General features: G+C 71.8%; 9 protein-coding genes. 5 read left to right on the plus strand and 4 right to left on the minus strand.

What is annotated here, in order from left to right; translation table 11 throughout:
* The 4 genes from AB0Q90_RS36515 (at position 1) to AB0Q90_RS36530 (ending at position 6,469) form a co-directional block, all read left to right on the plus strand.
* Positions 1-444 (plus strand): SRPBCC family protein, encoded by a 444-nt coding sequence (locus AB0Q90_RS36515; RefSeq protein ID WP_363158375.1) that lies wholly within the window; start codon positions 1-3, stop codon positions 442-444.
* Between the two features lie 148 nt (positions 445-592).
* Entirely contained in the window at positions 593-2,971 is a 2,379-nt protein-coding gene (locus AB0Q90_RS36520) for an MFS transporter (RefSeq protein WP_363158374.1), read from the plus strand.
* 147 nt (positions 2,972-3,118) lie between these two features.
* Entirely contained in the window at positions 3,119-5,587 is a 2,469-nt protein-coding gene (locus AB0Q90_RS36525; protein WP_363158373.1) for a SpoIIE family protein phosphatase, read from the plus strand.
* Positions 5,588-5,743: 156 nt separating this feature from the next.
* Complete coding sequence (locus tag AB0Q90_RS36530) at positions 5,744-6,469, plus strand: methyltransferase domain-containing protein (protein WP_363158372.1); 726 nt, start codon at positions 5,744-5,746, stop codon at positions 6,467-6,469.
* 19 nt (positions 6,470-6,488) lie between these two features.
* On the opposite strand, the gene AB0Q90_RS36535 is transcribed toward AB0Q90_RS36530, so the two are convergent.
* From AB0Q90_RS36535 to AB0Q90_RS36550, 4 genes are all read right to left on the minus strand, one after another.
* Positions 6,489-9,044, minus strand: coding sequence for an immunoglobulin I-set domain protein (locus tag AB0Q90_RS36535; protein WP_363158371.1), 2,556 nt, complete (start codon positions 9,042-9,044; stop codon positions 6,489-6,491).
* 90 nt (positions 9,045-9,134) lie between these two features.
* Positions 9,135-9,674 carry a hypothetical protein gene (locus AB0Q90_RS36540; RefSeq protein WP_363158370.1) on the minus strand — a complete coding sequence of 180 codons (540 nt, stop codon included), beginning with the start codon at positions 9,672-9,674 and terminating at the stop codon, positions 9,135-9,137.
* A gap of 180 nt (positions 9,675-9,854) precedes the next feature.
* Complete coding sequence (locus AB0Q90_RS36545; protein ID WP_363158369.1) at positions 9,855-10,766, minus strand: HtaA domain-containing protein; 912 nt, start codon at positions 10,764-10,766, stop codon at positions 9,855-9,857.
* A 37-nt stretch (positions 10,767-10,803) separates the two neighbouring features.
* Entirely contained in the window at positions 10,804-11,592 is a 789-nt protein-coding gene (locus AB0Q90_RS36550) for a hypothetical protein (RefSeq protein WP_365734191.1), read from the minus strand.
* Between the two features lie 94 nt (positions 11,593-11,686).
* Here AB0Q90_RS36550 and AB0Q90_RS36555 point away from each other — a divergent pair, with 94 nt between their 5' ends.
* Positions 11,687-12,709 carry an ABC transporter substrate-binding protein gene (locus AB0Q90_RS36555; RefSeq protein WP_363158367.1) on the plus strand — a complete coding sequence of 341 codons (1,023 nt, stop codon included), beginning with the start codon at positions 11,687-11,689 and terminating at the stop codon, positions 12,707-12,709.
* Position 12,710: the final 1 nt, after the last annotated feature.

The raw sequence follows: 12,710 nt of genomic DNA on the forward strand, positions 1-12,710 counted from the left end.
ATGGCGCAGGTCGAGGCCACTACGGAGCGGGTCGTCGCGGCGGACGCGGAGAAGGTGTTCGACGCCCTCGCCGACTACAACGGCACCCGGCAGAAGCTGCTGCCCGAGCACTTCAGCGAATACGAGGTGCGCGAGGGCGGCGACGGCGAGGGCACCCTCGTCCACTGGAAGCTCCAGGCGACCAGCAAGCGGGTGCGCGACTGCCTCCTGGAGGTCAGCGAGCCCACCGACGGCGAACTCGTCGAGAAGGACCGCAACTCCTCCATGGTCACCACCTGGCGGGTCACCCCGGCCGGCGAGGGCAGCTCCCGGGTCGTGGTGACCACCACCTGGCAGGGCGCCGGCGGCATCGGAGGCTTCTTCGAGAAGACCTTCGCGCCCAAGGGGCTCGGCCGGATCTACGACGCGCTGCTCGACAAGCTCGCCGCCGAGGTCCAGAAGTAAGTCCCCGGTGTTCGAGGGGCGTTGACCCCGCTCACCGGATCGAGTGGATCTTAGTCCGCCGCGCCGGTCTGCCGTAACTCGTCGCGCTTGCTCGTAGTTGTCGCATTAAGCGGGAATTGCGTGGCAGGTGCGACGAGGGGAGCGGCACGTGGGCGGCACGACTCTGGTGAAGGACCGACCGGTCGAGGCGCCCCCCGAGGATCCCGCGCAGGAACCGGCCGCCGGCGTCGAACTCGGCCCGCGCCGGGTCCGGTTGGTCTTCTTCGGGCTGATGCTCGCGCTGCTCCTGGCGGCGCTGGAGCAGATGATCGTCGCCACCGCGCTCCCGAAGATCGTCGGCGAGCTGCACGGCCTGGACAGGATGTCCTGGGCGATCACCGCCTACCTGCTCACCTCCACCATCGGCCTGCCGGTCTACGGCAAGCTCGGCGACCTGCTCGGCCGCAAGGGCGTCTTCCAGTTCGCCATCGTCGTCTTCGTCGTCGGCTCCGCGCTCGCCGGCCGCGCCGAGACCATGGACCAGCTCATCGCCTACCGCGCCGTCCAGGGCGTCGGCGCCGGCGGACTCATGATCGGCGTGCAGGCGATCATCGCCGACATCGTGCCGCCCCGGCAGCGCGGCCGCTACATGGGCCTGATCGGCGCCGCCTTCGGCCTCGCCTCCGTCGCCGGACCCCTGCTCGGCGGCTACTTCACCGACCACCTCTCCTGGCGGTGGTGCTTCTACATCAACGTCCCCTTCGGCATCGTCACCCTCGCCGTCGTCGCCGTCGTGCTGAAACTGCCGAAGCCCACCGCCAAGCCCCGCCTCGACGTCCTCGGCGCGCTGCTGCTCGCCGCCGCCTCCACCTGCCTTGTCCTGCTGACCAGTTGGGGCGGCACCGAATACGCCTGGGACTCCCGCGTCATCCTCGGCCTCGGCGCGGGCGCGGCGCTCTCCACCGTCCTCTTCCTCCTCGCCGAGCGCTTCGCCCCCGAACCCCTCATCCCGCTGCGGCTGTTCAGGGACTCCGTCTTCAACATCACCGGCCTGGTCGGCCTGGTGGTCGGCGTCGCCCTGTTCGGCGCGGCCAGCTATCTGCCGACCTTCCTGCAGATGGTCGACGGCGCCTCCGCCACCGAGTCCGGACTGCTGATGCTGCCCATGATGGGCGGCATCGTCGGCGCCTCCGTCGTGGCCGGCCAACTCATCAGCCACACCGGGCGGTACAAGATCTACCCCGTGCTCGGCGGCGCTCTGTCCGTGGCCGGCATGTGGCTGCTGTCCCGGCTCGACGTCGACACGCCTCGGCTGCACTACAGCCTCTGGATGGCCGTCCTCGGCGCCGGTATCGGCATGGTGATGCCCGTCCTGATCCTCGCCGTGCAGAACTCCGTGCGCCCCGCCGACCTCGGCACCGCCACCAGCGCCAACAACTACTTCCGGCAGATCGGCGGCAGCGTCGGCGCCGCGATCTTCGGCACCCTCTTCGCGGACCGGCTCGCCGACGCGCTGGACGAGCGGCTTCCCCGCGCGGAAGGGCTCCCCGAACCCGAGTCCATCACCCCGCAGCTCGTCCACGCGCTGCCCCCGGCCCTGCGCGACGACTACATCCGGGCCTACGCCGACGCCATGCCGAGGATCTTCCTCTACCTCGTGCCGGTGCTCGTCCTCGGGCTGCTCATCGCCTTCTTCCTCAAGGAGAAACCACTGGTGTCCCACAACGCCGCCGAAACCGAGGCCGCCCCCGTCAACGCCCCTGTCCCACAGGCCCGTTCGCCGTACGCCCCGGGGGTCCCCGTCTGCGGCACGGTGCAGCACCCCGACGGAACCGTCGTCCCGCGCGCGGCGCTCACCCTCATCGACGCCGTGGGACAGCAGATCGGCCGGGGCGCCAGCGGCGAGGACGGGCGGTACGCACTGTCCACGCCCGGCTCGGGGGCCTACGTCCTTATCGCCGCGGCGGGCGGACACCAGCCGCAGGCGGTCTCCGTCACCGTCGGCGAACGCCCCGTCGAACTCGACGTCGTCCTCGGCGGTGCCGGCCGTCTCGCCGGCAGCGTCCGCACCGCCGACGGAACACCCGTACGGGACGCGACCGTCACCCTGACCAACGTCCACGGCGAGGTCGTCGCCAGCACCCGCAGCGGACGCGAGGGCGGCTACGTCATCACCGAGCTGGTGGCCGGCGAGTACACCCTCGCCGCCAGCGCGCCCGCGTTCCGCCCGGCCGCGCTGCCTGTCACCGTGCAGGCATCCCGGGAGACCCGTCAGGACGTCGAACTGGCCGGCGGCGCCGTGCTGCGCGGCACCGTGCGGGCCGGTGGCGGGAGGCCCGTGGAGGACGCGCGCGTGACGCTGCTCGACGCGGCCGGCAACGTCGTCGACACCCTCACCACGGGCCCGGACGGCACCTTCCGCTTCGTCGACCTGTCCTCCGGCGAGTACACCGTGATCGCCGCGGGCTATCCGCCGGTCGCCACCGTGCTCCAGGTGGCCGGCGGCGGCCGTACGGAACGCGACCTTCAGCTGGGGCACGAGGACTGAGAACGACCGCCGGCGCGCGGGGTCCGTGCGCCGGTGCGCTCCCGTCCACCAATTCCCGTATTGCCGCACATCACCGTCGGATCCCGCCGTACCGTTGGAGAGGGCGGTGCAGATCTTGCCGAGCCGTGGGGAGAAAGGGCCTTGGCCATGGACCGTGGCATCGAGAGGGACACACCTCCCAGCCGCGGAGCTGGGAGCGGCGCGACGGAGCAGGTCGCGGTCGGCCGCGTCCCTCTGGCCGTCGTCGTCGTGGACCGCGAGGGCCTGGTCTCCCACTGGAGCACCGGCGCCAGGCGGCTGTTCGGCGCCGCCAAGGAGGAGGCGCTCGGCCGGCCCGCCGTCGATCTGCTGCCCGTCAGCGGAGCACTGCCCGAGCACGAGGACCTCACCCCCTACGGGGCGTACGCCGCCTACGACGGCCTCGGGCCCGACCTGGAGTCGTCGCTCGACGGCCGGCTCAACTACCCCGCCGCGGGCCGCGCCCGTCTCACCGTGCCGGGTGCCGACCGGGCCGACGTCCTGTGGTGGGCGTACCCGCTGGTGGGCCCCGGGAAGGAGCGCCTGCTGGTGCTCGCCGCCGACGCGGGCGCGCTTCGGCACCACGAAGGCGCCGACGACCACGCCGACCTGGGCTTCGAGCGGATCGCGCCCGGCTTCGCCCTGCACACCGACTTCCCCGGCGCCGAGGAACTCGCCCGCCGGCTGCCCGAGATCCTGCCCAGCATGAGCGTCGGGGAGAGCGCCCGGATCGTCGGGCAGATCCTCGAACTGGGCTACCCCGTCCTGGAGTTCAGCCAGAACGCCCGGGTGCCCGTCACCCCCGACTGGGGCGTGCCGCGGCGCGCCGAGCGCAGGGCCCGCCAGGAGCGGGCCGCCCGCGCCGCCGCCCAGGGGCTGCCCGTGCCGCAGGACACCTCCGACGAGGGCCAGGACCTGGAGTACGCCGCAGTCCGCGAACGCCTTGAGTTCCTCAACGAGGTCAGCGGCCGCATCGGCACCTCCCTCGATCTGGCCCGCACCATCGTCGAGGTGAGCAGGGCCGTCGTACCGCGCTTCACCGACGTCGCCGGTACCTATCTGCGTGAACAGGTCGTCGCCGGCGAGGGGTTCCCCGAGGGCGTGCCGGACACGACCACCATGTGGCACCGGGTCGCCCTCGAACACACCGATGAACCCGGCCGCTGGGACGACGTCGTACCGGTCGGCGAGGCCATGCCGTTCCCCGCGCACACCCCGTTCTTCCAGTGCATGACCACCGGCGACCCCGTCCTGGTGCCGCGCATCAGCGAGGAGATGGGCCACGCCATCGCCTCGCAGTTCGAAAAGCGCGACATCCGGCCGCTGATCACCGGCCGCTCCATGCTGGTCGTACCGCTGAAGGCCCGCAATGTGGTGCTCGGCTTCATGATCCTGCTGCGCCACCCCGAGCGGACCGTCTTCAACGACATGGACCGCGTCACCGGCGCCGAACTCGCCGCCCGCGCCGGGCTCGTGCTCGACAACGCCCGGATGTACACCTTCCAGGAGAGCGTCGCCGAGACCCTCCAGGACAGCATGCTGCCGCACATCCCGCAGCGCATGGCCGGGTGCGACATCGCCACCCGCTATCTGCCCGGCACCCTGCTCGGCCGCGTCGGCGGCGACTGGTTCGACTCCGTGAAACTGCCCGGCGCCCGCACCGCCCTCGTCGTCGGCGACGTCATGGGCCACGGCCTCAACTCCGCCGCGATGATGGGCCAGTTGCGTACGGCGGTACAGACCATGGCTGCTCTGGACCTGCCGCCCGCCCAGCTGCTGCGCAACCTCGACGACCTCGCCCAGCGCCTCGGCGACACCTATCTCGCGACCTGCCTGTACGCCGTCTACGACCCGATCGCCGGCGAGCTGCAGATCGCCAACGCGGGCCATATTCCGCCGGTGTTGGTGCGGGCCGAGGACGGCCGCAGCGAGCTGCTCGATCTGCCCACGGGCGCGCCCATAGGGGTCGGCGGCGTGCCCTTCGAGGCGGTACGCGTGCGCGTGGAGCCCGGGGACCGGCTCGTGATGTGCACCGACGGACTGGTCGAGGTGCGCGGCGAGGACATCGGCGTAGGACTGGCCACGCTGTGCGAGTCGGCCGCCCATCCGGCCGCGTCCATGGACGACGCCTGCGACACGATCATCCGCGCTCTCAACACGCGCGGTGGCCGCAAGGACGACGTCGCCCTGCTGATGGCCCGCCTCAACGGCATCGAGCCCGACGACGTCGCCGAATGGCGGCTCGCCCTCGACCCGGTCGAGGTCGGCCGGGCCCGTGCGGTGGTCCGCGAGCAGCTGCACGACTGGGGTCTTGCCCGCCTGGCGGACACCGCGGAACTGCTGGTCAGTGAGCTCGTCACCAACGCCGTACGGCATGCGCACAGCCGTCCCGTCGAGCTGCGGCTGGTCCGTGGCGAGACGCTGTTGTGCGAGGTGGACGACGACGACCACGAGCTGCCGACGCTGCTGAGCGCAGGTCCCGGGGACGAGTTCGGGCGGGGGCTGCGCGTGGTGAGCACACTGGCGCGCGAGTGGGGTACCAGCCGGACGAACGCCGGGAAGACCGTCTGGTTCGAACTGACGCTGCCACGGCGCTGACCGCCTGCCGGTGCGCCGGGGCGGGCGACGGCGTACGCGGGATCGAATACGGCGTGAAGGTATGTGCGACCTGCTTGTAGCCCTGCGCCGGGCGCGATAGACCGTACTCGCCCGTCACTTCGCGACGGGCTGCCGTCGCATCCTGGGGAGTTGGGCATGAGCGTGACGAGTCGGTACCGGGAGGCCTGGGAGGCCTTCTGGCGGGAGGCACCCGAGGAACCGGGGGCGGTGTTCTGGGACGCGGAGCCGGTGCTGACCGTCGGTCCTCATCTCGCCCTGTTCGAACCGTACTTGGCGAGCTCGGCCCTGCCGCTGGTGGATCTCGGCTGCGGCAACGGCACCCAGACCCGTTTCCTGGCCGACCGGTTCCCGCATGTCGTCGGGGTGGACCTGGCCGCCGCGGCGATCGACCACGCCCGGCACTTGGACCCCGCGGGCACGGCGACCTACCGGGTGTTCGACGGCACGGAGAAGGACGAGGCGCAGACGCTGCACGCGGAGCTCGGTGACGCCAACGTGTATGTGCGGGGCGTGCTGCACCAGGTGGAGCCCGAGTCCCGGCAGGCCCTGGTGGACGGCATCGCCACCCTCGTCGGCACCCGCGGCCGGGTCTTCCTGGTGGAACTGGCCGAGGCCGCCAAGCCCGTTCTGATGGGTCTGGCCCAGGGCCCGGCGGGGCCGCCGCCCAAGCTCGCCTCCGTCTTCCGGCACGGCATCGCGCCCGGCGAGGTCGCCGACGACGCGGTGCCGGAGTATCTGGCGGCGGCCGGGCTGAGCGTGGTCGCGCGGGGTGAACTGCCGCTGGTCACCACGGAGTACGGGCCGGACGGCACCCGGATCGAACTGCCGTCGAAGTGGGTGGTGGCGGGCCGGTCGGCGTGACCGCCCGCCACCGTGGCGGTCAGACGGTACGTCCGCGCCGGTAGGCGACCCAGCCCGCGGCCGTGAGGGCCGCGGCGAGCGCGGCGACGGAGCCGACCGTGACGCCGGTGGAGGCGAGACTGCCGCCCGCCGTGGACGTGTTCGTGGTGCCGGTGCCGCCAGTGGTGGAACCGGCGCCCGTGCCGCCGGTGGTGCCGGTGCCGCCGTCGGTTCCGGTGCCGCCGGTGCCTGACCCGCCCGCGCCGCCGGTGCCGTCATCGGTGTCCACCGGGTCCTGTCCGACGAAGCTCACGGGCACCTTGACGTCCTGCGAGCGGTCGCCGGAGAGGGTGTGGTCGGCGCGGGTGGCCAGGACGCACTTGGCCTTGAAGCAGTCGGTGAACTCGTCCTTGGCGTCGACGGTCAGCTCGACCTCGAAGCTGCCGTCCTTGCCGTACGGGATCGCCAGGTCCTCGCCGTAGTCCGGCGGGTTGGAGGAGATCCAGGCGGAGGAGTGCGACTCGCCGCTCATGTCGACGCCGCCGATGCAGGGCGTGGGCAGTTCGCCCTCGCCGTTGTCGACGCACAGGGCGACGTAGATGCCCTTGTCGGTGTCGTAGCCGGAGCCGGTGACCTTCAGGGTCTGGTTCTCGACGGCGAGGTTGTTGACCGGGGTGACGGTCAACTGCTGTCCTTCGGGGCCGGTGACGGTGTTGGAGCCGGAGGGCTCGGTGTCCTCACCGTCGGCGGGCGGCTCGGTGCCGCCGTCGTCGGGGGCTTCCTGCACCGTCAGCGTGATCGGCGACGTGCGGGTGGTGCCGACCGGGTTGGTGAACTCGGCGCGGTACCGGTAGCCGTCCTGGGCCGCCTTCGCGGTGAACTTGTACGCGTTCTCCGTCGCGCCCTCGATCTTCGACCAGGTCTGGCCGCCGTCGGGGCTGACGCTCCAGCTCACCGTGGGCTCCGGGGTGCCCTCGGCGGCGGCGACGAAGGCGACCTCGTCACCGGGGGCGACGGTCTGGTCGGTGGGGGCCTGGGTGACCTTGGGGGACATGCGGAGGTCGAACTTGGCGACCTTGCTCTCCGTGTAGTTGGTGACGTACACGGACGTGGCGCCGGGAGCGACGGCGACACCCGAGTAGGTGGGGGCCTCGCTGTTCGTCAGGGCGACCGGCGCGGCCGCCTGCTGGAACGTCGCGCTGTCCAGGACCTCCAGGACACCGTTGCCGTCGCCGGTGTTGCCGGCGGGGTCCGGACGCAGGACGAAGGCCCGCCCGGTGGTCTTGTCGAAGGCCATCGCCGTGGGCCGGTCCTCGCCGGTCAGCGTGGTGAGCTGCTTGCCGTCCTTGTCGAAGACGAGCACCGATGTGTCCGCGCCCACCCAGACGTTGCCGGTCGCCGGGTCCGTCTCGACGAAGTACGCGAGGCCGGTTTCGGTGGGGAGCTCGGTCGTGGCGGTGACCTGGAAGGTCGTGGTGTCCACGCGGCGCAGCACCTTCTTGCCCTCGGCGGCGCCGATGGACCAGGCCGCGTTGCGGACCGCGTCCACGCCGAGCTCCTTGCCGCCCTCAAGGGAGACCGTGCTCTTCACGGTGCCGGTGGCGAGGTCGATGCGGCGCAGCTCGGGGCCCGCCGCGACCAGCACACTGGAGGTGTCGGCATCCTGTCCGACGCCGGTGAATCCCGTGCCGGTGTACCAGTAGCCCTGCGCGGCCGTGTCGCCGTCCTTGGCCATGCCTATGCCGCGCAGCGGGTAGTGGAAGAGCACGCCGTCGCCGGCGAGCGGGGCGATGATCCTGCGGCCCACGGGGACCGACGTAGCGGGCAGACCGGGGGCCTGCGCGACCTTGCTCAGGAGCGTGCCGTCCTTGGGGTCCAGGGCGTAGAGGCCCGCCTCGTTGACGTCAGCGGTGTCGGGGATGTTCTCCGAACCGACGTACAGCTTCCCGGAGTCGGGGTGCAGCAGCAGGTCCAGGGGGCGCCCGGCGGTGGTGAACTCGGCGGACCGGACGTAGCTGACCGTGCCCGCGGGGACGTCCACGCCGTCGCCGCCGCCGTCTCCCTCACCGGGGTCCTGGCCCTGGAAGGTGATCGGGATGCGCACGTCCTGGGAGCGGTCGCCGGCGGCGTTGTGGTCGACGCGGGTGACGACCGAGCAGGCGACTTCGAGACAGTCGAGGCCGCCGTCCTTCGCCTTGACGTTCAGGTCGACGTCGAAGGTGCCGCCCTCGCCCCACCGCTCGGCGACGGTGCCCGCGCCCTCGTCCGAGGCGTCCCGCGGGATGATCCACTTCGAGGCGCCGCTGTCGCCGCTCTGGTCGGCGCCGCCCAGGCAGGGGGTGGGGATGCGGTTGTCGCCGTTGTCCTTGCAGACGGCGACGTAGATGCCCTTGGTGTCGTCGTAGCCGGAGCCGGTGACCTGGAGCGTCTCGCCGTCGGGGTCCAGGTTCGCGGAGGCGGAGACGGTGAGCTGCTGGCCGTCCTTGCCGAGGGCCGTCTTCGGGGTGTCGGCGGCCTGCGCGGACGAGCCGACGGCGGCGGTCGCGGCGACCAGCGCGGCGGCGCCGGCGAGCGCCGCCGTGCGTCTGAGATGCATCGGAGTTCCTCACTTGTCGGGTGCGCCCGGCACCCCGGTCGGACCAGGAGGCCGGGCCCTCGGGTGGGGAGGGCCCGGCCTGCCGGGTGCTTACTGGAAGGTGATCGGGACGTGGACGTCGTACTTGCGGTCGCCCGAGTCGAAGTGGTCGGCACGCGTGACGATCGCGCAGTCGACGGTCGCGCCGCAGACGTTGCCGTTACCGAGGTCGGGGTTGACGTAGATGTTCACGTTGAAGGTGCCGCCGGTGCCGAACTTGGAGCTGTTGGCGAACAGCCCGCCGAAGGTGTTGTTGACCCAGTGCGAGGCGCCGGTCGAGCCGTCCTCGTCCTGGCCGCCCAGGCACGGGGTGGGCTTCTCGGCGCCCTGCTCGCCGCTGACGACGCACAGGCCGACGTAGATGCCCTGGCTCGTGTTGAAGCCGGAGCCGGTGACGTTGATGACCTGGCCGGCCGCGGAGGCCGTGTCCGGGGCGGTCACCGACAGGTTGTAGGTGGTGCTGCCGTCCACGATCGTGCGGGTCGAGGTGGCGGCGGAGGCCGAGGTGGCCAGGCCCAGGGTGAGGGCGGCGGAGGCGACGACGGCGAGGCCGGTGCGGGCGGCGGTGCGGGCGGACGGAACGACTCTCATCGGGAGAGACCTCTCTGGGGAAGCCGATGCAGAACCCATCGGACTTAGGTAAGGCAAACCTAAATGCGAATCCCGGTCGATTGTCAACACTGGGCTGGAAGTCCCAACAGCCCTTTGTTTTCAAGGGATTTGGGCATGCCAAGGGGCGGGCTGTGCGGCCCGCTCCTTGGCTGAGGTTCACTACGGTTTGCCCGTGCGTACGCTGAACTGTGCGGCGGTGCTGCGCTCGCCGGACACGGTGTACAGCTCCACCGTGTGCTCGCCCTCGGTGGCCGTGGCGTACACCGGGAACGCCTGGGCCACCCGGCCCTGTTGGTCGGCCGTCATCTGGTACCGGGTGTCCTCGTCGATCGCGACGAGCACGACCTCGCCCGGCTCGAACCCCGCGCCGGTGACTTCCTGTTGGCCGCCGGCGGTCGTCTCGGCGGCGGCCACGGCGGCGGAGGGGGTGGCCGGTGCGGGCGCCGGCTCCGCTTCGGGGGCCGGGCTCGGGGCCGGCGGCCGAGGTGTTGTGCCGGGTTTCGGTGCCGCTTCGGTCCCCGTGCCCACGGTCACGTCGAACCGGCCCAGTGCGTCACCGGGGGTGAACTCCCGCCCGCTCCACTGCGACAGCAGCTGCGCGCCCTCATCCGTGAGGGAGGCCCGAAGGCCGCTCCAGGTCACCCCGCCCGTGCGCACGACGGGGGCAGCGTCGCCCGATTTCACCACGGCCAGGGCCAGTTCGCGCGCCTGTCCGTCCACGGCCGTCCGTACGTGCAGCGCGCCGGTGCCGCCGTCGAGCCGCAGCCGCAGTCCGGCGAGCGCCAGCGGCTCCCCGGTCGCGTCCGAGGGCGGGGCGAGTCGCGCCGTACCGCCCAACTCGATGTCCGCGTCGCCGGTTTCGGGATTCGTGCCGCCGCCCGTGGCCGGGAACCAGGCCGGCTGCCCCGACCCTTCGAGGGCGGCCCGTGCCCCGTCCGTCGTCCAGCTCGCGTAGCCGCCGGTCACCTCGCGCGGGAACGTCTCCCCGTCCTGCGCGGCGGCGATGCCCTGGGTCAGCAGTGCGAGCAGCGCGCCGCCCGCCACGGCGGCCGCGCCGGGTCTCTTCGCCATCTTCAAGTCTCCTTGGGAATACGGGATTGAGCGGGCGTCAGTTCGTGGCCGAGCGGCGCCTGCGTGCCCAGATCCACGTCCAGGTGCCGGCCGCGACCAGTGCCGCGGCGGTCAGCCCGACGGGGAGCGCCACGGAACCGGTGCTGGCCAGCGGGCCGCTGGGGTCGTCGTCGTTCGTGCCGGAGCCGCCGGTCGTGCTCGCGGGGGCAGAGGCGGACGGCGTTGCCGTGGACCCGGTGCCGGACGTGCCGCCGGTGCCGCCCGGGCTCCCGCCGGTGCTCCCGAAGGAGACCGGGATCCGCACCGTCTGGCTCTGGTCGCCGCCGCGCGTGTGGTCGTTGCGGGTGATGACCGAGCAGGTCACGCCGGACTTGGTGCAGTCGGTGTTCGCGTCCTTGGCGCGCACCTTGAGCCGCACGCTGAACGAGCCCTTGTGGCCGCTGCCCTCGTACGGCTCGGCCAGACCCTCGCCGTACGACGGCGGGTTGGAGGAGACCCAGACGGACGCGCCGGACTCGCCGGACATGTCGACGCCGCCCACGCAGGGCGTCGGGGTTTTCCCCGCGCCGTTGTCCACGCAGAAGGCGACGTAGATGCCCTTCTCGGTGTTGTAGCCGGAGCCGGTCACGGTCACCGTCTCGCCCGCCGCGTCCAGCCCGGAGGCCTTCGACACGGTGAGTTTCTGGCCCTCGGGGCCCGTCGCGGAGCCGCCCGCGGCGGCCGCCGGAGAGGCCGCCGGAAGGACGAGGACGGCCGCGGCGACCGAGGCCGCCAGTGCGGTCGTACGGGCAACTCTCAAGGCGCGCAGGCCACTTGGTGAATTCACGTCACACCCCCACCACGAGTTAATAAGGTAAACCTAACCTAAGCTATTGATCAACTACGGGTACAACGGGAGACTGGATGGCCGCGCGATGAGAATGTCCGGAAGACTTGCCCCCCTTGCTCTTGTCCTGGCGCTCCTGACGGGCGCCTGCGCCACAGGTGCCACGGATTCCGGCGGGGCGGCGGACGCTTCGCCGGCCTCCGCGAGCGAGCGTGCCGCGGCGGCCGAGAAGCAGTTGGCGAAGAACACCCTCGTGCCGCTGCAGGGCGAACCGCCGACGCCGAAGCTGCCGGTCACCGTCGACTCCTCCGACGGGCGGAAGGTGACCGTCGAGGACGCCTCCCGCATCCTGCCGCTGCACGGCGGGGTCGCGGAGATCGTGTTCACCCTCGGCCTCGGCGACCGCGTCGTGGGCCGCGACATCACCGCCACCTTCGCGGAGGCCGAGGATCTCCCGCAGGTCACCAAGGCGCACGACGTCAGTGCCGAGAGCGTGCTGTCGCTGAAGCCGACCGTGGTGCTCGCCGACACCGACACCGGCCCCAGTGAGGTCATCGACCAGATCCGGGACGCCGGCGTGCCCGTCGTCGTCCTCGACCCGGCCACCGAACTCGCCGATGTCACCACCCGCATCACCCGTGTTGCCGAGGCCCTCGGCGTCCCCGCGGCCGGAAAGGCGCTCAACGAGCGCATGGAGAGCGAACTCACCGCCGCCCGCGCCGCCGTGCCCAAGGGCAGCAAGCCCAAGGTCGCCTTCCTCTACATGCGCGGCAGCGCGGCCGTCTACCTGATCGGCGGCAAGGGCTCGGGCGCCGACTCGCTGATCGAGGCCGCCGGCGCGATCGACGCGGGCAAGGACGCCGGGTTCGACAAGCCGTTCACCCCCATCACCAGCGAGGCCCTGGTCAAGGCCCAGCCCGAGGTGATCCTCATGATGACCAAGGGCCTTGAGTCCGTGGGCGGCATCGACGGCCTGGTCCAGATCCCCGGAACAAGTCAGACCCCGGCGGGCATGAACCGGCGCGTCGTCGACCTGGAGGACGGCGTCCTGCTCGGCTACGGCCCACGCACCCCGCTGGTCATCGACATCCTGGTGGACCGCCTGCACAAGACCTGAC

Origin of the sequence: Streptomyces sp. NPDC079141, from assembly GCF_040686775.1 — a bacterium.
In the GTDB taxonomy this organism is placed as follows: Bacteria; Actinomycetota; Actinomycetes; order Streptomycetales; family Streptomycetaceae; genus Streptomyces.

Bases quoted from the DNA above. Each gene is read 5' to 3' on its own strand.
- AB0Q90_RS36545 (WP_363158369.1), bottom strand. From the start codon at position 10,766: ATGGCGAAGAGACCCGGCGCGGCCGCCGTGGCGGGCGGCGCGCTGCTC.
- AB0Q90_RS36535 (WP_363158371.1), bottom strand. From the start codon at position 9,044: ATGCATCTCAGACGCACGGCGGCGCTCGCCGGCGCCGCCGCGCTGGTC.
- AB0Q90_RS36515 (WP_363158375.1), top strand. From the start codon at position 1: ATGGCGCAGGTCGAGGCCACTACGGAGCGGGTCGTCGCGGCGGACGCG.
- AB0Q90_RS36530 (WP_363158372.1), top strand. From the start codon at position 5,744: ATGAGCGTGACGAGTCGGTACCGGGAGGCCTGGGAGGCCTTCTGGCGG.
- AB0Q90_RS36555 (WP_363158367.1), top strand. From the start codon at position 11,687: ATGTCCGGAAGACTTGCCCCCCTTGCTCTTGTCCTGGCGCTCCTGACG.
- AB0Q90_RS36540 (WP_363158370.1), bottom strand. From the start codon at position 9,674: ATGAGAGTCGTTCCGTCCGCCCGCACCGCCGCCCGCACCGGCCTCGCC.
- AB0Q90_RS36525 (WP_363158373.1), top strand. From the start codon at position 3,119: ATGGACCGTGGCATCGAGAGGGACACACCTCCCAGCCGCGGAGCTGGG.